This window comes from Williamsia sp. 1138, from assembly GCF_002095435.2.
GTDB lineage: Bacteria > Actinomycetota > Actinomycetes > Mycobacteriales > Mycobacteriaceae > Williamsia.
Genome location: NZ_MJEJ02000038.1, coordinates 56930 through 82711, shown reverse-complemented (window position 1 = coordinate 82711; position 25782 = coordinate 56930). Strand labels below are relative to the sequence as shown.

Sequence of the window (25782 nt, the reverse complement as noted above, 5' to 3'; positions counted from 1 at the left end):
AGTCGGAGGCACACATGACACACCACAGCGCTGACAACCGGGACGACACGGCATCGCCGGGCGTGGCACCGGCCACATCGTGGACAACCGTTGCGAACCAGACGATCTCGGTCGACGGCACCGACTTCGTTTACCGCGCCTACGGGCCGGCCGAAGGAATCCCGGTGGTGTTCCTGAACCACCTCGGTGCCACCCTGGACAACTGGGATCCACGCGTCGTCGACGGCATCGCCGCGCAGCACCGGGTGGTCGTCATCGACAACCGGGGCGTGGGCGGTTCGGGCGGTACAACGCCGGCAACCATCGAGGAGATGGCACGCGACGCGACCGCCGTCATCGACGCCCTTGGCTTCGAGAGGGTTGACCTGCTCGGCTTCTCGATGGGCGGATTCATCGCGCAGGTCATCGCCGCCGAGCGCCCCGGGCTGGTCCGCAGAATCATCCTCGCCGGTACCGGTCCAGCCGGCGGCGCGGGTATCGACAAGGTCACCCGGGTGACCTACGCGGACTCGATCACAGCCGTGCTGACGCGTAAAGACCCCAAGCAGAACCTCTTCTTCACCCGCACCGCCCACGGCACAGCGCAGTCGCGGGAGTTCATCGCCCGTTTGGGTGAACGGACAACCCACCGCGACAAGAAGATCTCGCTGCGAGCCTTCCGCACTCAGCTTCGCGCGATCCACAGCTGGGGCACCGCGGCACCGGCCGATTTGAGCGTGATCACCCACCCTGTGCTGGTTGCCAACGGGGAAGACGATCGGATGGTGCCGACCAGCAATTCTTACGACCTGGTCCGCCGGCTGCCGAACGCCACTCTGCGCGTCTACCCCGACGCCGGGCACGGCGGCATCTTCCAGGCACACGACCAATTCGTTCCCGCTGCACTGGAGTTCCTGGCGGCCTAGCCACACCGCACTCCTGCCATTCTCGCCGCACTCCCCTGCTGCTGCGGACCTGCACACGACCTCTGAGGAAGTTCACCTGTGACCGACTGGAAGAACGCACCAACCAAGAACATCGACGTCAATGGCGTCCGCTTTGTCTATCGCGACCTCGGCCCCACCGGCGGTGTGCCGGTGGTGTTTCTGCACCACTTCACCGCAACCCTGGACGATTGGGATCCCCGGGTGATCGACGGCGTCGCCGGCAAACACCGGGTCATCGCCTTCGACAACCGTGGGGTCGGTGGATCCGGATCGAAAGTTCCCGCCACCATCGACGACATGGCCTCGGACGCCATCGTTTTCATCCGCGCCCTTGGTGTGAACAAGGTCGACCTGTTCGGTTTCTCCCTTGGCGGTGGTGTGGCCCAGGTCGTCGCGCTCGAGGCCCCCGACCTCGTGCGCAAGATCGTGCTGGCAGGCACCGGACCGCGTGGCGGCGGCGGCATCGACAAGATGGCCACCATCGTCGGCGGCGCCTACCTCAAGGCGGCGGTTACCCGCAAAGACGCCCGCAACTACCTGTTCTTTCCACGTACCCCCGACGGCAAACGAGCTGCCGCAGCGTATTTCGACCGGCTTGCCGAACGCACCACCGACCGCGACACCACCATCTCTCTGCAGGCGCGCCTCGCCCAGCTACGGGCCATCATCGCCGGCGGCAAAGCTGCACCCGATGACCTGACCGCAATCACCCACCCGGTCCTGGTGGCCAACGGCGATCACGATGTGATGGTCGCCAGTGAACACTCGGTGGACCTGGCCAACCGACTGCCCAACGCAAAAGTCGTGATCTACCCCAACTCCGGCCACGGCGGCGTCTTCCAGCACTACCGCGAGTTCGTACCCGAGGTCCTCGAGTTCCTCGACGGCCCCGACAACACCTGACCCCAGTAATCAACCGACTCGAGAAAGAAGAATCCGGTGAAAGCGTTCGTCATCGACACGTACAAAGGCCCGATTCACGCCGCCGAGGTACCCACACCCGCTGTCGGACCGCGCGACATCTACGTCAAAGTAATTGCCGCCAGCGTGAACCCACTCGACCACCTGGTCCGCAGTGGCGAGTTCAAACAACTCCTCAAATACCCGATGCCCATGATCCTGGGACACGACGTGTCCGGCGTCGTGACCGACATCGGCTCCGAAGTCACCGACTTCGCCATCGGCGACGAGATCTATGCTCGACCCCGCGACCTGAGAATCGGAACGTTCGCCGAATACATCGCCATCCACCAGGACGACGCAGCCCATAATCCGACAACACTCTCGTTCGAAGAAGCGGCTGCGGTCCCCCTCGTCGCCCTGGCCGCGTGGCAGATGCTCGTCGAGAAGGCCCACATCAAGCCCGGTCAGAGGGTCCTCGTCCATGCCGGCGCCGGCGGCCTCGGATCCACCGTGATCCAGTTGGCCAAACACCTCGGTGCGCACGTCGCCACCACCGCCGGAAGCGCGTCGACGGATCTGGTCACCAGCTTGGGCGCCGACGTCGTGATCGACTACCGCACCACCGATTTCGCCGACGTACACTCGGGCTACGACCTCGCCATCGACGCCGTCGGCGGCGACAACCTCATGAAAACCCTGACCGTCCTCGCCCCCGGAGGCCTGGACATCGGTGTGACCGGCCCACCCGACGCCGGATTCGCCACCCAACTCGGCGCCCCTGCACCCTTCAAGGTCATCCTGTCCCTGCTCAGCCGCAAAGTGCGATCCGCCGCAAAGAAACGCGGCGTCCAGTACTCGTTCTTCTTCATGCAACCCAGCGGAGAGCAGCTCCGCGACCTGGCCGCGCTGTACGACGCCGGCCACCTACGACCCGTCATCGACTCCACGTTCACGTTCGACAAGACCGTCGAAGCACTCGCCTACGTCGAAGCCGGTAAGACAAAAGCCGGGAAAGTCGTCATCACCCACAACTGATGTCCCGGTGCGACGTCCACCACGTGGACCGGGCGTCACCCGCACGTCAGGCGTGGTCGCCGAGAAGCGTTGTGCGCACGTGCCGTAGGTGTACCCGCATGGCTTCACGCGCGGCGTCCGGGTCTCGATCTTCGATCGCACTGACGATAGCTTTGTGTTCATCGCAATAGCATTGGCGCCGTTCGGCGCTGAAGGTGCGGCGCTTGAGTCCGCCCCAGACAGGTTGATTACGACTGTCGATCAGCAACTGGCTGAGATTGATCAGCACAGCATTGTGGGTAGCGAGAGCAAAACTGTGATGTAGCAGCGTGTCCCAGCGTTCGAAGTCTTCCGACGCGCGAGCTGCGTCGCCGCCACGCAGGCAGCGGTGCATCTCGTCGATGTCCTGCTGCGTCGCGGCCGACACGGTCACCGGCAATATCTCGGGCTCGAGAACCAGCCGGGAGGTCATGATCTCCGCTGGGCTGGGAAATCCAGCATTGGTTGAAGATTCGGGAATCGTCTGGGGGGCCAAGAACGTTCCGCGGCCGACGTAGCGGACCACGACGCCGGAATCGGCAAGTTCGTCCAGCGCAGTACGAATGACCGCACGGCTGACCCCGGCACTGGCAGCGAGCTCCCGCTCCGTGGGCAGCTTGTCGCCGGGCGCGAAGCCGCCGTCGCTGATCACCGATTCGAGGTGGCGCCGCGCTGTTGCCACCGGACCTACTGCAAGCGTCACGACTACCAGCCCCCTTCCTCAGGACCAATTCGAACCAATATAGCGCGCTACGGCCCAGAAGTTGCGATTGCAGCACCGACTGATGAGTGTTGACGATCACACCGTCTCGACCTATTCTGACCAATACATACCAAACACCTAATTTGGTTCACATTGGTTAGACATGGGAGGTAGTAGTGCGGTTTGCACGAATTCAAAGCCCGGACGGAGCACGTCTGTGTGCCGTCGACGAGGAAGGTGCAGCTCGCGCCATCAGTTTCGCCGACACCGGCGAACAGGTCCGGGACCTGCAGTCGGTGATTTCCGGCGGTCCGACTGCCTTTGAGCGACTCACCGTCGCCGATACCGCCGAACCCGGCAAACTCCTCGCCCCGATCGTTCCGCACCGCAATGTGTTCTGCGTGGGTCGCAATTACTCCGAACATGCCGCCGAGTTCGCCAAAAGCGGTTTTGACGCCACCGGGTCGGCCGACGGCCAACATGTACCGGAGCATCCGGTGGTCTTCACCAAACCGGCTGCCTCGATCATCGCCTCCGGCGACGCCATCGATCCGCATGCTGACATCACCTCGGCCCTGGACTACGAGGGCGAGATCGGCGTCATCATCGGCAAACGCGCCTCGAAGGTCAGCAAGGCCGACGCCCTCGACTATGTGTGGGGCTACACCCTGGTCAATGACATGACCGCCCGCGATCTGCAGCGCGACCACAAACAGTGGTTCATCGGAAAATCCCTCGACACGTTCTGCCCGCTGGGACCGTGGGCGGTCAGCGCCGACGAGGTCGACATCACCGACCTGCAATTACAGACCCATGTCAACGGTGAGCAGCGCCAGAACGCCAGCACCGCACAGCTCATCTTCGACGTACCCACCATCATCGAAACCCTCTCGGCCGGAATCACACTCGAACCCGGTGACGTGATCGCGACCGGAACCCCCGTCGGTGTCGGCATCGGATTCGACCCACCCAAGTACTTACAGATCGGCGACGAGGTCACCGTCTCGGCCACCGGACTCGGCGTACTGCGCAACGTCGTCGGCGAGCCCGCTGACCGCGATCACCTCACCCGCGCCGGCGCTCACCGACTGTTCACCGAGCAATCCGGCGACGGCCCGGTCGCGGTCCTGATTCACGGACTCGGCGGCGCGACCACTATTTACGAGCCGCAGGTCAAAGCACTCGCGGAAACACATCGGGTGCTGCGCTACGACTTGTCGGGTCACGGGCGCTCCCCCGCAGCCGGCCCGAACAGCATCGACGGCTGGGTCAGCGAACTGCTGGCGTTACTCGATGGCGAAGGCATCGACCAGGCCGCCCTGGTGGCGCACTCGATGGGCACACTGGTGGCGACGACGTTCGCGGCGAGTCATCCCGACCGGGTCAGCAAGATCGTACTGCTCGGAGCAGTTCGCCAGCAGCCTGATAAAGCGAAGACCGCGACCCGGGCTCGGGCCCGTGCGGTCCGGGAAGGCGGGATGTCCGCAGTCGCCGACACCATCGTCGCCGCCGCACTGTCGGAGAGGACCAAGAGCGATCGGCCGCTCAGCGTGGCAGCAGTGCGCGAACTACTGCTCGGTCAGAGTCCCGATGGATACGCCAACGCCTGCGAAGCACTGGCAGCCGCCGTCGAACCCGACTTCTCATCGATCAACGCTCCGGTCCTGCTGATCACGGGCGACGAGGACAAGGTCAGCCCCATCGCCACCAACGACGACCTCCTCTCGATCTACCCCCACGCCCAGCTCCAAGTCCTCGAGGGCGTCGGACATTGGCACAGCCTCGAAGACCCCGACACCGTCACCAGCCTTCTGACCGAGTTCCTCACCAAGCCCTGATCGCTTCTCGAAAGGAGACGACAGATGTCGTCTGAACAGTCCATCCTCTTCACCAATGTCCGCATCTTCGACTCCTCTGGTTCTGACCCTTTCGAAGGTGAAGTTCTGGTCACCGGCAACACCATTGCCGATGTCCGCCCCAAGTCCGGGGACCTCCCCCGGGACGGCGTCCGGGTCATCGACGGCCAGGGCAAGTTCCTCATGTCGGGTCTGTGCGACGCCCACACCCATTTCTCGTGGGTCAACTCCGCCGACCTTCCCGGTCTCGGAACGATGGGCGTCGAGGAACACACACTGCTGTGTGCGCGGTCGGCGCAGACGTACATCGACTACGGCTACACCATGTGCGTCGGCGCAGCTGCGGCCAAGCCACGCCTGGACGTCGTGATCCGCAACGCCATCAACGACGGGCAGATCCCCGGCCCGCGTTACCTGGCCAACTGCCAGGAGATCGCGGTCACCGGCGGCGCCCTCGTCGACGGGATCACCGCGTTCGCCGATGGACCTGAAGAAATGCGTAAACAGGTGCGCCGCAACGTCGAAATGGGTGCCGATCTGGTCAAGCTGAGCATGTCCGGCGAAGAGATCACCGGCAACCAACACGCCGAGGACAACTACTTCTCCGACGAAGAAACACTCGCTGCCACCACCGAAGCCCGCCGGCGAGGTCTGCGGGTCTGCTCGCACGCCCGCTCCGGCGAATCGGTGAAGATGTCCCTGCGCAACGGCGTCGACATCATCTACCACGCCTCCTTCATCGACGACGAAGGCCTCGACATGCTCGAAGCCAAGAAGGACGAGGTCTTCGTCGCGCCCGGCCTGAACTGGCTCGTCGCCACCTTGAACGACGCGGCAGCCTTCGGATACCCACCCGAAGCCGCCGAAGCCGCCGGCTACAAACACGAACTCGAATGCGCCATCGCAGGTTTGAAGAAGATGAAGGAGCGCGGCATCCGAGTCCTGCCCGGCGGCGACTACGGCTTCGCGTGGACCCCACACGGCACCTACGCTCGCGACCTACAGCACTTCGTCGAGCTCCTCGGCTACACGCCCAAGGAAGCCCTGCTCGCAGCAACCGCGCTGGGCGGCGAGATCATGCGGATGCCAGACCAGCTCGGTCAGGTCAAAGCCGGATTCCTCGCCGACCTCATCCTCATCGACGGCGATCCCCTGCAAGACATCACCATCCTGCAAGACCGCTCCCGCATCGTCGGGATCATGAAAGACGGTAACTTCCACAAAGATCCGGGCGACGGCACCGAAGCCCGACCCAGCGAACTCAAAGAAACCCACAGCGGAACGCCGGTGCCCGCCTGAAGCGCCAGTTGTCAAAGAGGTCGGCTATGACGCGTGGGTTCAGTCCGACCGATGACATCAGGGCGCCCGCGTGGACCTGAGGCAATCACCTGGTCCAGGGCCCTTGCCACAGGCTCACGCAGCCTGCACAGCGATCATCCGACGCCGCGGTTCCGCCAACGCGAACCGGGACACGCTGCCATCAAATACACGAATCCGGCAGACGGTGGCGACGTACTCCTGACGATACGGTGCGAGTTCCACCGCCCGCGTCCAGAAACAACCACAGCGACCCGTCGCGACGTCGGATCCTCGATCTTCCAGGTGTTCGAGGGTTCCGGCGAAGTGACGCTCGGTACACAGCGCCATTCCTTGGTCACCGGCGACCTGTTCGTCGTCCCGGATAAGCCCGACCGCGCGACGCGCCACATCTGATCCGTTCACCCATAATTCGAGTTACGTTGCCGCACAACGGTACATACGTCCCCGGCTTGACGGGCGCCACGCTGCCCCACAGTCGATGCCGAGGCCGCCAATACTGCGCAGGGAGGCCACACACCCATTCGATGGGTATGCATGTACGTCAGGGCTATCTGCGGAGTCAGTGTTCTAATACTCCTATGCCAACTCGTGGTCGGACCAAAGGCCTTCGTGCTGCCGCCGTATCGCTCCTTCTTCTCCTGTCCGTCACGGCAGTGTCGGTGCCTGCCGCACACGCTGACCCCGGACCCGGCTCGCCCATACCTTCGGCAGATCCCTTCTACACCTACGACGGGTCGCTGACGAACATCGACCGTGGGGCGGTGCTGCGGACTCGGCCCATGACGTTCCAGACCCCGACCATCACGACGCCCATCACCGGCACCCAGGTTCTCTACCGCACGACCGATCAATTCGGCGCCGGCGCGGTCACCGTCGCAACGGTGCTGCGACCGCTGGTCCCGGGCCCCACCAAGCTCATCTCCTACCACATGGCCTACGACGCGCTGGGGTCCCAATGCGACCCGTCGTACGTCCTCAGCGGTGGCTCGACCAGCACCATCGCCGAGGCCGAACAAGCAGTGATCGCCGGGTACCTCGCCGCCGGGTACACCGTCGTCGCACCCGACTACGAGGGCGAAAACCTCGAATGGACCATCGGCCGCCAATCCGGGTACGCAGCGCTCGACGGGATTCGCGCCGCCGAAGCTCTCCTGGGTGTGCCCGCCTCGACGCCGGTCGGGTTGCTCGGATACTCCGGCGGCTCGGTACCGACGCAGTGGGGAGCCGAGATCGCACCGGCGTACGCGCCGGAACTCAACATCGTCGGAGTGGCCGCCGGAGGGTTGCCGGTCGATCTGGCCCACAACCTTCCCTACGTCAGCGGCAGCAAGCAATGGGCCGGGGTCATCCCGGCACTCGTCGTCGCCTACCAACGCACCTACGACATCGACACAAGCACCTTCCTCTCCGCGCAGGGTCAGCAGGTCACCGACGCAGTCAGCTCACTGTGCATCGCCGAATTCGCCTCGGACTACCCCGGTCTCACAGACGCAGACATGGTCAAAGCGCCCTACACCTCGCTCCTGGACGTGCCGCAGGTGGTCGAGGCGATCAATGACAACATCATGGGCAGCCAAGGCACCCCGGACGTTCCGATGTTGCTCGCGGTCGGGCACGCCAATGCCATTGGCGACACCGTCATGATCACCGGCGACGTACAAGCCCTGGCCCACGAATACTGCCGCCGCGGTGTCGACGTCACCTACGCCCAGTACAACGGGCTCACCCACCAAGAAGCGTTCCCGCCGTTCGAAGCTCAGGCATTTCCCTTCTTCGCCGCACGGTTCGCTGGGCTGCCCACCCACAGCAACTGCGCCACCATCCCCGTCGGCAACAGCCTCGCACCGGCCACTGTGCAGTGACGCTCTAGGCAGCGATCGCGGGGTGCGGTCTGCCTCGTCGTTCGGCGGTGCCATCGCGAAGCCACACCCGATCAGCTGACTCGGGGGATGCACAGGGCGCCATCGATCCGGGAACGATTTCCTGTGGTGTGGGCGGGCTGGCGTCAGGTCGGCGGGACCACCGACACGCCTTCACCCGAGCGGTCAGCAGCCACCATCACCATGCACTGGCACGCCGACTCCTAACCACTCAAGACCATCCGTCTGCGTGGCGGCGGGTTCACCGAGCACCGCCGACCCCTTAGCCCTGGCATGCACATGGATTCAGCGACCGGAACGCCGGCTTCAGCTTCATCATTGAACATAAGCCCACATCGGCCATCGACGCACTGTAGTGCGCCTGTGTAACACGACTTCTCGGAGAGAGAGAGAGAGAGAGAGGGAGAGAGCTACCGAACAGGTGGTGGCACAGCCATACCCCGCTCGGACATGACCTCACGCAGCCTCGTCGGGTAGTCCGTGATGATCCCGTCGGCGCCGGCCTCGATCTGGGCGTTCATCACCGCGGCGTCGTTGACGGTCCACGGAATCACGGTGAATCCGGCGTCGTGTGCGCGGGTCACGAAATCCTGGTTCGCAACCAAGGTGTAGCCGGCGGGCGGCACCTGACCATCCGGGTAGGGATCGACGTAACCGGGCGAGAGCACCGACACACCGTCGATCGTCTGCACACCTGCGATCACATCGCCTCCGGCAGCGTCGTAGTCCACCGGCCCGAGCCAGGGCGAGTCCTGCTTCCAGGTGGTCTCGTCCCAGAGCGGCACCAGCGGAATCGAAGGCTGAGCCTGGTGCACGAGCGGCAGGGTGCGCCAGTCGAAACTCTGAATGCTCACCCGGTCGACCTTGTCCGCGGCGGTGACCGCAGACAGGATCACGTCGACGAACTCCTCGGGCGTCGCGGACTCGGTGCGGTTCTCCCCCTCGACCTTCGTCTCGATGTTGAACCGCACGGCGTCGGCGCCACGCTGGTCGACCAGCTCGAACAATTCGGGGAGTACCGCAATCTTGTTGCCCGCCACAGGTTGTGCATCGGGATAGCCCTCGAGCACCTTGCCGCAGTCGAGAGTTCGTACCTGGGCCAGCGTCAGCTCATGAACAAGCTTTCCGACGTACGGGAACTGCGGGTCGCCGGGTTCGGCCGGTGCGGTGTCGCTGCACTTGGTCGCGTCGATCTTCGGATCGTGCCAGATCAGCGGTTGTTTGTCCTTGGTCAGCACGATGTCCAATTCCAGGGTGCTGACACCGAGCGACAGCGCCTTGTCGAATGCTTCCAGGGATTCTTCGGTGTACTCACCTCGGCCACCCCGGTGAGCCTGGAGATCGAACGATTCGCCCGACGCCGGCGCCACAGACGCCGAAGAACCGGCCGTGCCACTGTCACCGGAGTCGTCCGAGCACGACACGAGCGCGGCCACCACAGCCGCCGTCGCCACCATCGTCAACGCAGATCGCTTGCTCACACATCTCCCCACACGCAGTTGTCCCGACACCGCGAACCTATCCCGGCCGGTCCGACGGGGCTACCGCACCGATCTCGAATTCACTTCCTGTTACCACTAGCAAGCCTGCAGTCACTATCAGGACCCCGCCGATTCGAACCCTTGAGCACGACCCGGACGGCGGTTAGGGTCCCTGACGTGCACCTGAGCAGCAGACGCAGGAAGAGTGTCGTCGTCTCCGTATTGACCGCACTGGCAATAGGATTCGGCATCCCGGGCATGGCGACGTCAGCACCCGACGACCACGGGGCGAGTCTGGACCACTTCTACGACACCAGCTCGCTCGTACCAGGTCCTCCCGGCGCAGTGCTGCGGTCCCAACCGCTGGTGGCGGCAGGAGGCGCAGGCGCGGGTCAGCGCCTGATCTACTCCACCACCGACGTTCACGGCGCACCGGTTCCCGTATCCGGCACAGTGCTCGAGCCGCGGGTCGGCTGGGGCGGGCCCGGTCCACAACCACTGGCCGTCATCGGCCCCGGAACCCAGGGACAAGGCGATCAATGTGCACCGTCCCGAATCTTCGACACCGGGTTCCAGCACACCGGGACCAGCACCCCCATCAACTACGAGGGGATCTTCGCGTCGACGTTCCTGGCGCAAGGTTTTCGGGTGTTCGTCACCGACTACGTCGGACTCGGGACTCCTGGAACGCATACGTACGTAAACCGCGCAGAGTCCGGTCACGCCATCTTGGACGGCGCACGCGCGGCCGCGACACCAGACCAGCCAGTGGTGCTGTGGGGTCATTCGCAAGGCGGAGCCGCGGTTGCCTCGGCTGCAGAGCTCGGACCGGAATACGCGCCCGAGCTGAATCTGGTTGCCGGGTATGCCAGCTCACCGCCTGCCGATCTGCTGGCCGTGCAGGAGCACATCGACGGCACCGGATTGGTTGCCGCAATCGGGTATACGATCAACGGCTTCCTGGCCCGGTATCCCGAATTGCGCGAACCGCTCGGCAGCCGACTGAACGATCACGGTCACGCGGTGCTGGCCGATGTCGCGACTCAGTGCCTGCTCGATTCGCGCGGCAAGTACGGCGGGCATTCGACCTCGGAGTGGACCACCGACGGTCGCCGTCTCGACGAGGTCATCCGCGACGTCCCGGTGGCGCGCACAGTCGCCGACGAGCAGCGCATCGGACGCCGCGTCCCGGCCATACCGGTGATGGTGACCGGAGCCCGACACGACGACTTCATCCCCTACGGTCAGGCCGTCGGACTGGTTCGCGACTGGTGCGCCCAGGGCGGCACCGCCGTCCTGAACACCAACGAGCTACCGGCCGTCAATCAAGGCAGCGGAAACAATCACCTGGCGCCGTCCGCGGTCGACTACCCGGTCGGGCTGAGCTTCATCCGCGACCGGCTCGCCGGCATCCCGGTCCGCGGCGCCTGCACCGTCTGAGTCACTTTCCCCAGCCACCCGTTGTGGCGCCGCCCAGCCGGAATAACAGGTGGGCGGCGCGAAAACGGGTGGGTGACGGGCTCCTCCGCCGGCAGAGTGTCAGTCCGTTCCGTACACCCGAGCCAGGTCGACCCGTGACCGGATCCCCAGCTTGGCGTAGACATGCGTCAGGTGATACTGGACCGTCTTTGCTGACACAAACAGCTCCGAGGCCACCTCGCGGTTCGAAAAGCCTTGGCAGACAAGCCTGGTCACAGCCTCTTCCTGGGGCGTGAGGCTGATGTCGCCGCGGGGCAGCTTGGCGTTGACGCCGCCCGCGCGGAGCTCACGCTCGCAGCGCTCCACCAGTGTGGTCGCCCCGAGGGACTGATAGATGTCGCGTGCGGCCGTCAGCACCGGATCGGCCTCTCCGCGCTTGCCCGCTCGTCGCAGGGTCTGCCCGTAGGCGAAGTTCACGCGGGCCAGGTCGTATCGCAGCGGCAGCCCGTCGAGCAGCGACAGTGAACGCTCGAAGGATCGTCGGGCACCGACCAGATCGCCTGTCGCGCCGAGCAATCTGCCGCGCGCGTAGCCGAGCCGCGCCTGGGTGGATCGATGGCCCATCTCGTCGGCAACCAATTCTTGAGACTGCAGGAACTCCTCGGCGGCATCAAGCTTGCCGTCCACCACCAGCGCGTTGGCGAGTATGTCAGCCCACGGCCAGAATCCGGGGTGTCTCAAAGACGTGGTCGACGACATCTTGCGGACTTCGTCGAGCGCTCTGACCACGGCGCCGTAGTCGGCGGACGCTTCGGCGATGTGTGCTCGCGCGAAGAACACCGGCGCTCTCATGATCTCGTAGTCTTGCGTCACGGCGCCTGCTCTCTGCACCGCTGCGTCGGCGTCCTGCCACGTGCCTCGAAGTGCGCCGATCTGTGCGACGGTCCACTCCAAGAGCGGCGTCGCCAAGACGATCCCACTGGACTCCGCAAGCACACGACCGGCAGCCACGGTCCGCAGAGCTTGATCCCAATCACCGGTGAGGAACTGCACACGTCCGAGCCACCCGTACGCCCACAATGTGATTCGCGCTGACCCTCCCAGATGCGCGGTGGCCACCGCCGTCTCCAGTGTGCTCCTGGCCCCGTCGAGATCATCCTGGGCCAGCTGTAGCCACCCGCGCCCCAGAGTCACCCGCTGAGCCTGGACTCCGTGGTGCACCCGTTCGGACAGGCTCGCATACGCCTCGGCGGCCAGATCAGGCCGGCCGGACGAGCCCAGACCGAGACCACGTATGGCGGCGGCTTCGATACCCGCCGGCGAGTCGTAGTCTGCGAGCTGCAGCGCCCTGTCGGCCCATTCGACCAATTCTGCACTCCGGCAACGACTCAACGAATGCAGGACGAACCGTTGAGCGATCAGCGCCGCTGAATCGGGATCTGATTCGGGATCGACGATGTCCCAGGCACGACCCAGACGGAGTTCCGCTTCGGCGGCCCGGCCGCGCACGATTGCGAGGTACGCCAGAACGGCGTCCCGCAGCGGTGTCTCCCGCAATGCCTCGAGGGCTGGAACCAAGGCGAGCGCACTCGCGACGTCGCCGGCAGCGACCAGCGAGTCCGCTGTGCGGATGAGCCTTTGATCACGCAGCGCTGGGTCGAGCGAGAGCCGACTCGCTTCCCGGAAGAGCCCGGCCGCCTCGGCCCAGGCCCCACCGGCACCACGTTCTCGGGCCAGCGCTTCGACTTCGTCAGCAAGTTCGGCGTCGGGCGTCGGAGTCGCACTGACACGGTGGATCAAGCTGCGTCCGCGGTCGATCACGATGTCGGCGGCGCGTTGGTGCGCTTCCCCTGCGGCGTGCGCGCCCATCAGCTCCACCAGTGCAACGCGCGTCATCGAATCAATCAGATCCACCTCGTAGATCCGCCCGGGTTCGAGCGACCGGGTCACCAGACGAGCCGCGGAAGCCTCATCGATGGCAGCCAGTGGAGACGTCAGATCTGCCAGCTGCGAGGCTTCGGTGAGCGAGCCTTCCTCACCGAGGATGGCCAAGGCCATCGCCAACGCCCGTCCCTGCGCACCGCACCGCGACAACCGCTCGCGGACGTCTGCAACAACATGCCTCGGTGCCGGCAGCGACGCCCCCGGCGTCGTCCACACCGTGTCCGAGACCTCGTCGAGCAATGCGACCACGTGTCCCGGGTTCCCGCCCGTGTGACCGGTGAGGGCTTGAGCGACCGCCGGATGCAGTGTGTACCCGTGATTCCCGGCGAGTTCGGCGACACCAGATACCGCCAACCCAGACATCACAAGGACCTCCGACGCGAGCGTCGCAGCCGCAGACTCGGCATCTCCCACGGTGAGCACGACCAGCAGCCGCAGGCCCCGGTGGTGGCGCACCGCAGATACCAGCGCGTGGAGCGAGGTTTCATCGGCGAACTCAGCATCCTCGATCACGATGAGACGGGCGCCGCCCGTACCGTCCTCGAACTCCAGGTGATCAAGAATCTGATCGGCGACAACCATCGGCGAGCCGGGCAGGTCCTGCTGAAACAGCTGGTGGAGAACAGCGCCAGGGGTTTCCGTTTCCCATGGTGCGCAGCGCGCCTGCCACACGGGTCCCTTGTGATGCTCGGCGAGACATCGCACGACCGAGCTCTTCCCGATGCCCGGCTCGCCCGTCACGGCCACGATCGTGGCGTCACCGGTCCCGGCGTCCGACAGGTGCCCGGCGAGCGCGGCGAGTTCGCCTTCTCGTCCGACACACACCGTCGCCGATCTCATCGATCAAGCCTAATCGTCGACCGACCACCGACTTGCGCGTTCAGCCCAGATCACCGCCCGCGACCGGCAACACCGTCCCGGTCAGGTACGACGCCTCCGGCGAGGCCAGGAAGCAGATCGGCGCTGCCTGCTCGTCGAGGGTGCCGTACCGGTGCATCAGCGACGACGAGAGCGTTTGGTCGATGTGCGCCTGGAACCAGCCTTGCTCGGTGCTGTCCTTCGGCTCCGGTGTACCGCGCGAAATACGCCGCGGAGGCGCCTCCGTCCCGCCCGGCGCCGTCGCGACCACGCGGATTCCGGCATCGGCGTACTCCATGGCAAGTGACGCCGTGATGGCGTTGATGCCGCCCTTTGCCGCCGAATACGGGATGCGGTTGATTCCCCGGGTGGCTGCCGAGGACACGTTGACGATCACGCCGTCGCCCCGCTCGACCATCGATGGCAAGACGGCCCGGCAGGCGTACAGCGTCGTGAACAGCGAGCGATCGATCTCGGCTCGAATCTCGGCGTCCGTGAACTCGATGAACGGTTTGAAATTGATCGCGCCGCCCACGTTGTTGATCAGGACGTCAATTCGTCCGAATGCCGACAACGCCTGCTGGACAAGGTTGTCCGCGCCCTCCCAGTGTTCGAGATCTGCTGTGACAGGACAGGTTTCGGGGCCGCTGACAGATAGTTCGTCGGCCAACTCCTTGACGATCTCGGAACGGTCGGCAACCACGAGTTTGCCGCCCTCGGCGCTGATCCGACGGGCAATGCGCTCGCCGATGCCCTGCGCCGCTCCCGTGACGACAACAACTTTTCCGGCGAATCTACCGGGTGTCACAAAGCGCGGCGCCTGCGCTGCCAGATTGTCCGCCATCGCCCGCCGCATCGTCTCCTTCGAGCGATCGGCATGCGCGACGATCAGCGAACGAGCTTCGTCGCGGTCCCCCGCCTCGAACGCCGAGACGATGTCCATGTGGTCCTGTGCGCACAGTGGGTGGCACCACGTCGCGTTTCGGAGAACCTCACTCATCCGCCCCTTCACGCCCAGCGCTGTGTACGCCTGCAGCAGATGCTGATTACCGGTCAAGGTGAAGAGATAGTCGTGGAACGCGGCGTTGGTCTCGGTGTACTCCGCGGCGTTCACGAAGTGGTCGCCGTCTACGTGCGGCAGCGTCGATTCGGCGAGCAACCTGTACCCGGCCAGTTGCCTGCTGTTCAGCCGCCCCAGGGTCACTTCGAGAGCACCGAGCTCCAAGGCTCGCCGCGCCTCGAAGATCGCATCGGATTCGTGGACCGCCGGATGATCCTCGCCGATCTCGTAGCCGCCGTCGCCGACGGTGATCGGTGGGGTCTCCGCAGACGTGGCCGGTGCCGCCGGGGTGACTTCAGGAGCCGGCGGTGCAGGGACGACGGCCTCGACTGCCGGGAACACCGTTTGTCCAGCGATGGTGCGAGCCCCGGTGTCGGGACCGGAGACGAGGCCGGCGTCCGGATCAACCGGGCCGGAGGACTTCTCGTCGCCGTCGACGAAGCGCGGTGAAATCAGCTGTCCGGCGATACGCCGGACCACGTCACCGTGATCGGAGACCGTGACCGACTCCGGCCAGGCCTCGAGGGTCGAGACGTGCAGCACTTCCTGACCCGCGATCGCCCGGGCATCAGGCGACAGCAGTAGCTCTTCGACCATCTCAGGTTCGGCGTCGGCCGTTGCCGCTGATGCGGTGTCGGGCGAACCGGGCGCTGCCGCGAGGGCGAACTTCTCGTAGTAGAACCCTGTCGGGTCGATGCCGGCGTCCCTGACATGCGCCCGTACGGCTTCGACCATCGGCGGTGGACCACAGAGGTACATGGCGACGTCGCCATCGTGCAGATGGTCTGGCTTCATCAGGCTCATGACGTAGCCCTTGTTGACCGCGGTGGTCTCCTTGTCGGACACGCAGTGATCCCAGGTGAAACCACTGAGCGTCGAAGCGAGTTCGTCGAGTTCTGCGGTTTCGACCAGGTCGTCGTCTGTGCTGACCCCATAGATCAGGTGGGCGGTGCGCTCGCTTCCCTCGCGGCGGAGCTTGCGCAGCATCGAGAGTATCGGCGCCAAACCGGTTCCGCCGGCGAGCAGCAGCACCGGCCGATCTGCTTCGCGAAGGAAGAACGATCCGTGTGGGCCGGTGAATGTCAGTGCGTCACCGACTTCCGCTCGCTCGGTCAAGTAGTCCGACATGGCGCCACCGGAATTGAGCTTGACGAGGAAGGTCAGCCGCTCCTCGTGTGGGCCGTTGCTGAACGAGTACGAGCGCTTGACATCGGTCCCGGGCACCGAGATGTTCACGTACTGTCCCGGCAAGAACACCAGATCGGACCGGTTGGGGATCTCGACACTGAATCGCACTGTGGTCGGCGAGATCCTCTCCAGCTCCGTAAGTTTCCCGGAGAACGTGGCAGCCTCGGTCTTGGCGATGGCTGACGTCGCCGCGATCTGCAGCACGAGGTCGGACCGCGGCTTCATGCTGCAGGGCAGGCTGTACCCGGCAGCGGCCTCGTCGTCGGACAGGGCATCGGACAGGTAAGTGCCGCCGTCGAAGTCACCTGACTCGCACAGCGCCTTGCACGTGCCGCACGCTCCATCTCGACAGTCGAGCGGGATGTTGATTCGCTGACGGTAGGCCGCGTCCGCGACCGTTTGATCGGTGCGACAGTTGATGAATCGAGTGACGCCGTCTTCGAAAGAGAGGGCGACCTGGTGACCGCCCGTATCGGCGGGTGCCTCCTGGGTGGTTGTCATGATGCGCCCTTCAGAAGTGGTAGATGTCCACCACGTGGTGGATGTAGTCGTTCTTCAGGACGATCGTCTTGCGCCGGATAAGGGGCTGCTCCCCAGAGAAATCGATCGTGTAGAAGGACGTCCCGTAGTAGGGGTCGACGGTCTTGTAACGGAAATACATGGTGTGCCAATTGAACCGGACGTCGACCAAATCTCCGCGTCGTTCGATCACCTCGACGTTGCTGATGTTGTGACTGGTGCGCGGCTCGGGAAGCGATGTCGCCGAAGAACGCTCGGTCCGAATCCGGAAGACACGATCTTCCAGTCCACCCTTGTTGCCGTAGTAGATCAGGGAGATGTCGCGTTGCGGATTCTCGACCAGCAGGTCCGCGTCGTCCCAGGACGGCATCCAGTAGACGACGTCGTCGGCGTAACACTCGAGCCACTTCTCGAACTCCCGATCGTCGAGGTATCGGGCCTCGCGGTACAGGAACTGCTCGATCGCATTCTGCGTGATCAGGGTGCTGGAGGTTTCGGTGGTGGTCATGATCATGCCTCCTTCGTGGCTGTGCCGTTGCGAGACGCGACACCGTCGGATTCGGCGAGACGTTCGTTGTCCAGGGCGGTTTGCATTGCCGAGAGCCAATAACCGTGTTGCACCGGGTACAGACCCTCGTCTTCGTTCTTGAGCCCGGACGAGATGACGCCGTCCATACCCAGGGACTCTGCAACGGGATCCGGTCCGTTCTTCCAGTGCTCGGCACCGCGGCTCATGTCGTTCCAGGGCGAAGCCTGCGCGCGGAAGGTGAGCTGGCAGGAGCGGAACTCTTCGAGGTCGTCGGGCGTAGCCATACCGGAGGCGTTGAAGAAGTCCTCGTACTGCCGGATTCGATGGGACCTGGCCGCGTCGCTTTCCCCCTTGGGGGCGATGCAGTAAATGGTGACCTCGGTCTTGTCGGGTGCGATGGGTCGGAAATGCCGGATCTGCGTGGAGAACTGGTCCATCAGGTAGACGTTCGGGTAGAGGCACAGGTTGCGAGAGCCCTTGACCATGAACTCGCCCTTGGCATCGCCGTGCTGCTTCTTGAGCTCGTCCATCTGATCCCACAGCGGACGGTCCTGGGGGTTGGCCGCCCAGGTCCACAGGCACAGGTGCCCGTTCGGGTACGACCAGTAGCCGCCGCCGGATTTGCCCCAGCCGCCGGCATCGAGCGCTTTGGTGTCGTTCTTCGACTCCCCCGTGCCGCGACGGGAGGTCGTCGCCGCGTAGTTCCAGTGCACCGCGCTGACGTGGTAGCCGTCGGCGCCGTTCTCCGCCTGCACCTTCCAGTTGCCGTCGAAGGTGTAGGTCGAAGAACCCCGCAACACCTCGAGCCCGTCGGGCGACTGGTCGACGAGCATGTCGATGACTTTGGTGGTGTCGCCGAGGTGCTCATCGAGGGTGAGCACATCGGGGTTCAGGCTCCCGAACAGGAAGCCGCGGTAGCTGTCGAACTGCGCGACCTTCGTCAGATTGTGAGATCCGTTGACATCGAACGTCTCGGGATAGCCGGCGTTGTCGGGATCCTTGACCTTGAGCAGGGTGCCGTCGTTGCGGAACGTCCAGCCATGGAACGGGCAGGTCAACGTCATCCGGTTGTCGGTCTTGCGTCGGCACAGCATGGCGCCGCGATGTGCGCACGCGTTGATCAAGCAGTGGATCTCGCCGTCTTTGGCGCGGGTGATGACGACCGGCTGCCTGCCGATGTAGGTCGTGAAGTAGTCCCCCGGGTTGGGGAGCTGGCTTTCGTGCGCCAGGTAGATCCAGTTGCCCTCGAAGATGTGCTTCATCTCCAGTTCGAAGACGTCTTCGTCGGTGAAGATTCGGCGGTTCGCGCGGAAGATACCGGCGTCGTGGTCGTCGATGACTGCGTCGGACAGTACCGTCGCGATGTGGCTGAGATTGTCTGCGGTAGGAGCGCTCATGATGTACCTCCTGAAAAGGTCTGGCGCCGTCGCCAGCGGGAGAAAGTGGGCTTTTGCCAGATTGGCAGTGAGTGTCCTGGGTCACACTAGGCAGATGCCTAGTCACTACCCAGGGGGGTCAGGGACGACGTCGTCGGGCGCGATTCATCGGTGGAGACGTTGTCCTCGGCCCGGCCGGGCACCAACAGGGTGACCCCGGCACCGACCAGAGCGACACCGGCGAAAATGTAGAACGCGCTGGCTGAGCTGATGCCCGCACCCAAGAGCAGCCCGCCGATCATCGGACCGACGATGCCACCGAGGCGTCCGAAACCGGCACACCAGGCCACCCCGGCCGCCCGGGCATTGGTCGGGTAGTAATTCGAGACATACCCGTAGATCAGGACCTGCGTGCCGATCGTTCCCGTTCCGGCCACGGCAACAGCGGCAAGCAAGATGGGCAACGGAAATCCGAGCGTCAGGCAGATCAGCGCGAACGTCGCGAGGCAGAAGCTGGTGGCCACTATCCGTTGTGGGCCGCGTTTGTCGGCCAGCCGGGAAGCGATGAGACCACCCACGATTGCGCCACCGTTCAGGACGAGGAGAAAGGCGAGCGAACCTTTGGCATTGAAGCCTGCATTCTTCATGATTTGCGGTAGCCATGTGTTGAGCCCGTAGGTGAGTAGCAAACCGGAAAAGCTCATCAATCCCAACAGGGCGGTTGGTGTGATGTACTTCTTGGTCGCCAGGACTGCGAATCCGACACCGTCGGTGGCAGGTGCTGCGGATGTACCGTCAGGGAACGGAATACCCGTGGCGTTGCAGACCTTTCGCGCTTCGTCCACCCGTCCTCGTGAGATCAGCCAACGAGGTGACTCTGGCATCTTGCGCACCGCCAGCGGGAGCAGAACGACGAGCGGGAGAGCGCCGATCCAGAACAGACCGCGCCAGCCGATGTGGTCCTCCAGCAGAATCGCGAGCGTCGCGGCGAGAACGCCACCCACCGGGATGCCGCTGTAGACGATCGCGTTGTACAGGTTTCGCTTTCCCTGCGGAGCGAACTCGGCGATCATCGCGCCCACCGTGGCCACGAGTCCGCCGACGCCGATTCCGGTCAGGAAGCGCAGGATGCCGAACGACAGGATGCTCTGCGCAGTGGCCGTCACCGCCATTCCGACCGAGAACCAGACGATGTTGATGAGCATCATCCGACGGCGGCCGATCCGGTCTCCGAAAGTGCCGGCTGCGAGGGCTCCGACCATCACGCCGACGAGCGCGTACGAACCGAGCGCGCCGGCTGTTCCGGGGCTGAGATTGCCCAGTTGCGTTTGGTCATCGAGCAGAGTGGGCAGAACGGTGCCGTAGACGACGAGGTCGTATCCGTCGAACACGATGGCCGCGGTGGCGAGGAAGACGATCCACAGAACACTCTTGCGGTGCTCCGGTCCGGACCAAGTCGGTGGTGAGGTCATCACGGGATCTCCTGATTGTGGTGGGCTGCTTCACGAATCATGGAGGGATGTGTTGCCCGTCACACCAGGGTCTTGCCTAGTGTCGACCTGGGGTTCTGCAACGGGCCATCAGACACAGCGAAGGGTTCCAAGATGACACGCTTGTTCACGAAGACTTCCGACCACACCGCGGTTCAACTCCTGCTCCGCGCTGCCATCGGCGGCACCATGATCGCGCACGGCGTCAAACACGGTCGCAGCCTCGAAGGCACCGCCGGTTGGTTCGGCTCCATCGGATTCAAGCAACCCAAACTGCAGGCCCAAGCATCCGCCGTCGTCGAAGTCGGCGCAGGCACTGCCATCGTCGCCGGAGCCGGCACTCCGTTGGCTGCGGCCGCTGTTGTCGGAACCATGGCTGTCGCAGCGCGGTCGGTCCACCAGCCGAACGGCTTCTTCATCACTTCCGAAGGCTGGGAGTACGTCGCCAACCTGTCCGTGGCGGCCATCGCTCTGGCGGCGATTGGACCGGGACGCTTCAGCGTCGACCGAGCGCTCGGAGTCGACGCCAAACTCAGCTCAGGCCAGGCGACCGCGGTCGCGGCCGGGGTGGGACTGATGGCCGCCGGTGCTCAGTTGGCGGCGTTCCACCGGCCGCAGTAGGCGGAACCGACGAGTCGACACCTCAGAGGACACAGATCTCAGCGTCGACGACGCGCCTCTCGGATGAGCAACCACACGAGATATCCGCCTCCCGCGACCACGGTCACGACACCGACAGGCAGCGCAACCGGAAGTAGGTGCTGCGCCGTGACGTCGGCCCCGGCCAGCAAGAACGCTCCCGTGAAAGCCGCAGGCACGAGAGTTATGCCCGGGCTGCAAGTCAGGCGACGGGCGATCTGCGGGGCCGCTAGCGCGACGAATACGATCGGGCCTGCCGCAGCCGTTACGGTCGCGGTGAGCGCGACACCAACCACGAGCACGACGAGGCGGACACGTTCCGCGCGCGCACCCGTTGCCTTCGCTGCGTCGTCACCGAGTTCGAGCTGCCTGAGGGCAGGCGAAAACACGGCCATGACGCCGAGGAGTACGACGATGACCGCACTGCCGATCAGCACTTGATCCCAGCTCGTACCGGTGAGCGATCCGGCGCCCCATGCTGCGGCACTCAAGGCGACCTTGAGCTTTGCGTTGAGCATCAACCACGTGTTCAACGAGGTCAACATCGCAGAAATCGCGATGCCGACGATGATCAGGCGAAATCCCTGCACCCCCTGCCGCCACGCGAGGAGGTAGACGACGGCCGCGGTCGCGATACCGCCGACCAGCGCTCCCGCGGCCAACTGCAGGTAAGAACCGTGAATCAAGATGATCACGACCAGCGCGCCGGAATACGAACCTGCGGTGAAACCGATGACGTCCGGTGAAGCCAGCGGGTTGCGAATCAGCGACTGGAAAGCCGCGCCGGATACCCCCAGCGCAGCACCGAATACGACCGCCGCGACTGCCCGCGGTGCCCGCCATTCGACGACGACAGTGCGAGCGAAAGCGGCCTCAGGGTCTCCAGTGAGTGCTGCCCACACCTTCGCGAGGCTCAAGGGATAATCGCCGAGGGTCAGGGCCCACACCGTCACCACGAGCGTCGCCACCGCCAGCACGGCGCATACGACGACGCTGCGGCCGTGCCATCGTAATGCGCATCCGCCCTTGCGCATCACGAGCGTGCGGTGTCCGAAATCTACCCGCCGTTCGTCAACACTCACGAGGCCAACTGAACTCTCAGACTCGTCACTCTCAGACTCGTCATTCCGGATGCCACCCCGCCAGCTCACAGGCCACTCACTTTTGCGCGGCGGACCAGATAGATGAGCACTGGGGCGCCGACGAACGGAGTCACGACGCCGACCGGCAACTCGCCCGGGCGGATGACGACGCGTCCGACGAGGTCGGCGGCCAGCACCAGCGACGGTGCGAGAACGAGCGTATAGCCGAGAATCCAGCGCTGATCCGGGCCGACGATCCACCGCGCGACGTGTGGAACCATGAGGCCCACGAATCCGATCGGACCGGCGATCGCCGTCGCGCCGCCGGCCAGCAGCGTCACCGCGATGATCACGATCGCCCGCGTTCGAACAACGTTCGCACCAAGTGCGTTCGCCAGGTCGTCCCCGAGTGCGATGGTGTTCAGCGAACTCGCCGCGATCGCGGCCAGCACCACTCCTATGATCAGAAAGGGAAGCACCGGCAGCAGTACCTCCCAACCTCGATCGACGAGACTGCCTGCGTACCAGCCGCGCATCTGATCGAACATCTCTGGATCGGTCAACACCCAACCGGTCACAATGCCCGACAGCACCGCTCCGAATGCGACGCCCACCAGCGTCAATTGGACGGGATCGGCTCCACCGCGCCCCATCGAACCGAGCACGTAGACGACGACCGTGACGACCAATGCGCCGAAGAACGCGAACCACACATATCCACCGGCGGTGGTCACACTGAACGCCGCAATGCCGACCACGACAAAGAACTCGGCGCCGGCGTTGACCCCGAGAATGCCGGGATCGGCAAGCGGATTTCGGGTCAACGCCTGGATGAGCGCGCCGGACACCCCGAGCGCGACACCAACTGCGAGACCCACTGCCGTTCGCGGAATACGCATGTCCCACACGACATACGCGTCGCCCTTGCCGGTGTTGTGCAAGAGTGCGTCGAACACGACCGACAGCGGGATGTCCTTCGATCCGACGGCGATGCTCAGGAGCACCAAGGCGATCAGCGAAGCCATCGCGATGAGCAATCCGAGCGCGCGTCGTCCCAGGCTTGTCGTTGCTGTTGCGCGGCGGACCCCCTCCGGCGTCTCAGCGGGCGGAGGAGCATGACCGGTTCGTGTTGTCACTCGACTGTCTCCTGGTGGCGGACGCACATCCAGCCGCCTCGTTCGCCACGAGGCGGCTGGATGTCGATAGGTCTGACCTAGGCGCCCGTGTTGAGCGCTGAAGCCTCCAGCTGCGGAACGATCTCGTCGACCCACCACTGAACGCTCGATGGAGTGGGGGGATTGACCGCAAGCCACTGCGGACCATAGAGGTAGACAAGCGTCTCATTCTTCGCGGCGAGTAGCTCGGGGACTCGGGGATCAGCCTCGAACGCCGTCCTGAACTTGTTGCCCGGATCTGCGTACTCGTGAGTGACGATGAACACGACGTCAGCGGTGAATTTGTCGATGTTCTCCAGCGAGTACTTGGGCGCGTTCGCCCCGATACTGTCGCCCTCACCTGTCGGCTGCCCGGCTCCGGGCGTCAAGCCCAAGGCCTCGAGGGGCTCGTTCGCATACTCGGTGAGCCACAGCTGCTGATCTTCAGCGCTGAGGACACCGAGCTGAAATGTCTTGCCCTGCAACCCAGGTAGCTTCGCGGCGGCCTCCGACAGGGCGGCGTCGTACTTGGCTTCGGTCTCCTCGACGATCTTCTCGTCATGCCCGGTGAGCGCCGCAAGAGACGTCAGACTTTCCTGCCAGCTGGTATCGCCGCCTTCCTCCTGCGTCTTCAGACCCACATAGGTTGGCGCAATGGCCGAAAGCTGCTTGTAGAGCTGCTCGTCGACGCCCCAGACACTCGTCAAAATCAGGTCTGGCTCCAGTGCGGCGATCGCCTCCGGCGAGTCCGTGTATTCCGCGGTGACGAGGTCCGGGTTGAAGTCACCGTCGTATACCCCCTGCAACCACGGGTAGTCGTCGAGATCGGACTTCTCCCCCGAAACCACGACGGGCTTCTCGCCGAGAATGTCCAACAACCCGACCCAGTCCAGACTCATGGCGACGATTCGCTCAGGCTTTTCGTCAACGGTGACGTCACCGTAGGCGGAGTCGACCGTGACCGGAAACGCACCGGTACTCGACGCCCCGTTGGTGGCGTCGTCGGACGAGTCGCTCGCGCAACCTGCGAGCATCAAGCCGACGCTGACCGCCCCGGCAAGCAGTGCTGTCGCGCGCCTACGCGCGGAAAGCCGATTCATTGATATTCCTCTCGTCTACTTCAACAGTTTCGGGTCGGTCAGACGTTCGCGAAAAGCCGTGAAGTGACGGACACACGCTGCGCGATATCGTCGCGCAGCGACTTGAGACGGACAGTCACCGGTCGGTTTGCTCGCACGGCGGACATACCGCTCAGAAAGTTAGCACAACCTGGCTAAGGCTAGGCTATCTTCAGAACAGCCCACTCGCCGCAGGTGCCTGATACGCACATCTGCAGCCCGCCGAGGGGCACAACTACAGCCCGGCCTCTTCGAGCATGTCCTCCCACCGGTTCTCGGCCTCTGCCTCCTCGATTCCGGCGTCGATCAACCGCTGGTACTCGCTGTGGAGCCGATCTTCGACCGCTTCGTACTTCTGGAGCCACTCTTCGGCGCGAACGCGCCAGTAGCCGATTATCTCGATCTGCGCGCTGGCGAAGCCACGCTCGTTGCGCAGGTATTTGCGCGCGTCCCGGCTCGTGGCTGCCTCTCCGGCGAACCACACGTAGCCAGGCCCATCCGGAAGGGGTTCGGCACGGAGGGCTTCGCCCAGCCCCGACGGCCCTCGCCCGTTTCCGCCGATGAGCCACGTGATGCTCAGGTCCGCATTCGTCTCGATCGCGACCTTGTCTGCGTTGTCGAGGACTTCTACGATCGCCCGAACGGAAAACCCGGCCGGCAGCTCTTCGACAGCTCGAGACAGACCGGGAAGCCCGGTGAGGTCGGCAACGAGGAGTTGCCATGCCGTGCCGCTGGGCGGGTCATACCAACCGCGCGGTCCCCACAGTCCGATGACGTCACCGGGTGCCGCTGTCAGTGCCCACGTCGCCGCAATTCCGCCCTTGTGCGCAACGAAGTCGATCGACATTTCTTTGGCGGCCGCATCCCAGCTCCGAACCGTGTAGTTGCGATGCTCGGGTTCATCTATGTCGCGGTAGGCCCATTCGCCGTCCTTCTCGATCATCGACGGCGGCTTGTCTTCGCCCTCGCCGGGGAAGTACAGCGAGACGCACTCGTCAGCGGCGCCGTTCGACGCGTAGTCGGCCAATCCATCACCGCCGAATACGACACGCACGAGCGAGGGCGAGATACGCGCAGTCCTCACCACCTCGGCATAGAAGAAGCGCTGCTTTCCTTTGATCGCCACGTGGCACCTTTCCTTTCGAAGTACAAAGTTAGCCTGAGCTAACCAGATCGGCGGCGTCCCAATGCCGCTGACGACAGCGCCGCGCGGGTGCCTCGCCCCTAGGTCAGCCCTAGGCATAACCCTGATGTGATGTGGAGCACACTCGGCGACGATCGAAG

Annotated in this window: 20 protein-coding genes; 9 read left to right on the top strand and 11 right to left on the bottom strand. The window is 64.4% G+C overall.

The genetic code is table 11. The features are described from left to right. Window positions 1–14: 14 nt before the first annotated feature. The 3 genes from BH683_RS10110 to BH683_RS10100 all read left to right on the top strand — a co-directional run bounded on the left by BH683_RS10110 (window position 15) and on the right by BH683_RS10100 (window position 2864). A complete protein-coding gene (locus BH683_RS10110) occupies window positions 15–905 on the top strand; it encodes an alpha/beta hydrolase (RefSeq protein WP_084836132.1) in 891 nt (296 codons plus the stop codon). A gap of 78 nt (window positions 906–983) precedes the next feature. Beyond that, a complete protein-coding gene (locus BH683_RS10105; RefSeq protein WP_084836131.1) occupies window positions 984–1829 on the top strand; it encodes an alpha/beta hydrolase in 846 nt (281 codons plus the stop codon). 36 nt (window positions 1830–1865) lie between these two features. Beyond that, on the top strand, window positions 1866–2864 hold the full coding sequence (locus BH683_RS10100; protein WP_084836130.1) for an NADP-dependent oxidoreductase: 999 nt from the start codon (window positions 1866–1868) through the stop codon (window positions 2862–2864). A gap of 46 nt (window positions 2865–2910) precedes the next feature. Here the strand turns inward: BH683_RS10100 and BH683_RS10095 are convergent, their stop codons facing one another. Continuing rightward, window positions 2911–3564 carry an FCD domain-containing protein gene (locus BH683_RS10095; protein WP_281492297.1) on the bottom strand — a complete coding sequence of 218 codons (654 nt, stop codon included), beginning with the start codon at window positions 3562–3564 and terminating at the stop codon, window positions 2911–2913. A gap of 197 nt (window positions 3565–3761) precedes the next feature. Between BH683_RS10095 and BH683_RS10090 the strand changes: the two genes are divergently transcribed. From BH683_RS10090 to BH683_RS10075, 4 genes are all read left to right on the top strand, one after another. Next, window positions 3762–5423 carry an alpha/beta fold hydrolase gene (locus BH683_RS10090; RefSeq protein WP_084836128.1) on the top strand — a complete coding sequence of 554 codons (1662 nt, stop codon included), beginning with the start codon at window positions 3762–3764 and terminating at the stop codon, window positions 5421–5423. Between the two features lie 24 nt (window positions 5424–5447). Then, complete coding sequence (locus BH683_RS10085) at window positions 5448–6740, top strand: amidohydrolase family protein (RefSeq protein ID WP_084836127.1); 1293 nt, start codon at window positions 5448–5450, stop codon at window positions 6738–6740. 51 nt (window positions 6741–6791) lie between these two features. After that, on the top strand, window positions 6792–7154 hold the full coding sequence (locus tag BH683_RS28380; protein ID WP_143696028.1) for a hypothetical protein: 363 nt from the start codon (window positions 6792–6794) through the stop codon (window positions 7152–7154). Between the two features lie 185 nt (window positions 7155–7339). Further along, the gene (locus BH683_RS10075) at window positions 7340–8623 is read left to right on the top strand and encodes a lipase family protein (protein WP_084836125.1); all 1284 of its coding nucleotides are present in this window, start codon (window positions 7340–7342) and stop codon (window positions 8621–8623) included. A gap of 428 nt (window positions 8624–9051) precedes the next feature. Here the strand turns inward: BH683_RS10075 and BH683_RS10070 are convergent, their stop codons facing one another. Continuing rightward, window positions 9052–10122, bottom strand: a complete 1071-nt coding sequence (locus BH683_RS10070) for a glycerophosphodiester phosphodiesterase family protein (RefSeq protein ID WP_246833291.1) — start codon at window positions 10120–10122, stop codon at window positions 9052–9054. Between the two features lie 177 nt (window positions 10123–10299). Between BH683_RS10070 and BH683_RS10065 the strand changes: the two genes are divergently transcribed. After that, complete coding sequence (locus BH683_RS10065) at window positions 10300–11562, top strand: alpha/beta fold hydrolase (protein WP_246833290.1); 1263 nt, start codon at window positions 10300–10302, stop codon at window positions 11560–11562. A 99-nt stretch (window positions 11563–11661) separates the two neighbouring features. On the opposite strand, the gene BH683_RS10060 is transcribed toward BH683_RS10065, so the two are convergent. The 5 genes from BH683_RS10060 to BH683_RS10040 form a co-directional block, all read right to left on the bottom strand. Then, complete coding sequence (locus tag BH683_RS10060; RefSeq protein WP_084836122.1) at window positions 11662–14325, bottom strand: LuxR family transcriptional regulator; 2664 nt, start codon at window positions 14323–14325, stop codon at window positions 11662–11664. Window positions 14326–14365: 40 nt separating this feature from the next. Then, window positions 14366–17092, bottom strand: a complete 2727-nt coding sequence (benC, locus tag BH683_RS10055) for a benzoate 1,2-dioxygenase electron transfer component BenC (protein WP_084836121.1) — start codon at window positions 17090–17092, stop codon at window positions 14366–14368. A 10-nt stretch (window positions 17093–17102) separates the two neighbouring features. Next, window positions 17103–17618, bottom strand: coding sequence for a benzoate 1,2-dioxygenase small subunit (gene benB / locus BH683_RS10050; protein WP_084836190.1), 516 nt, complete (start codon window positions 17616–17618; stop codon window positions 17103–17105). Between the two features lie 2 nt (window positions 17619–17620). Further along, window positions 17621–19036: a benzoate 1,2-dioxygenase large subunit gene (gene benA / locus BH683_RS10045; protein WP_084836120.1), complete on the bottom strand. Its 1416-nt coding sequence runs from the start codon at window positions 19034–19036 to the stop codon at window positions 17621–17623. 98 nt (window positions 19037–19134) lie between these two features. Continuing rightward, window positions 19135–20487: an aromatic acid/H+ symport family MFS transporter gene (locus tag BH683_RS10040; protein ID WP_084836119.1), complete on the bottom strand. Its 1353-nt coding sequence runs from the start codon at window positions 20485–20487 to the stop codon at window positions 19135–19137. Window positions 20488–20619: 132 nt separating this feature from the next. Here BH683_RS10040 and BH683_RS10035 point away from each other — a divergent pair, with 132 nt between their 5' ends. Next, window positions 20620–21126, top strand: coding sequence for a DoxX family protein (locus tag BH683_RS10035; protein ID WP_084836118.1), 507 nt, complete (start codon window positions 20620–20622; stop codon window positions 21124–21126). 38 nt (window positions 21127–21164) lie between these two features. Here the strand turns inward: BH683_RS10035 and BH683_RS10030 are convergent, their stop codons facing one another. The 4 genes from BH683_RS10030 to BH683_RS10015 form a co-directional block, all read right to left on the bottom strand. Then, window positions 21165–22226 carry an iron chelate uptake ABC transporter family permease subunit gene (locus BH683_RS10030; protein WP_210405191.1) on the bottom strand — a complete coding sequence of 354 codons (1062 nt, stop codon included), beginning with the start codon at window positions 22224–22226 and terminating at the stop codon, window positions 21165–21167. A gap of 65 nt (window positions 22227–22291) precedes the next feature. Beyond that, entirely contained in the window at window positions 22292–23362 is a 1071-nt protein-coding gene (locus BH683_RS10025; RefSeq protein ID WP_246833289.1) for an iron chelate uptake ABC transporter family permease subunit, read from the bottom strand. A gap of 77 nt (window positions 23363–23439) precedes the next feature. After that, the gene (locus BH683_RS10020) at window positions 23440–24480 is read right to left on the bottom strand and encodes an ABC transporter substrate-binding protein (protein WP_084836116.1); all 1041 of its coding nucleotides are present in this window, start codon (window positions 24478–24480) and stop codon (window positions 23440–23442) included. A 253-nt stretch (window positions 24481–24733) separates the two neighbouring features. Further along, window positions 24734–25624 carry a siderophore-interacting protein gene (locus tag BH683_RS10015; protein ID WP_084836115.1) on the bottom strand — a complete coding sequence of 297 codons (891 nt, stop codon included), beginning with the start codon at window positions 25622–25624 and terminating at the stop codon, window positions 24734–24736. Window positions 25625–25782 lie beyond the last annotated feature (158 nt).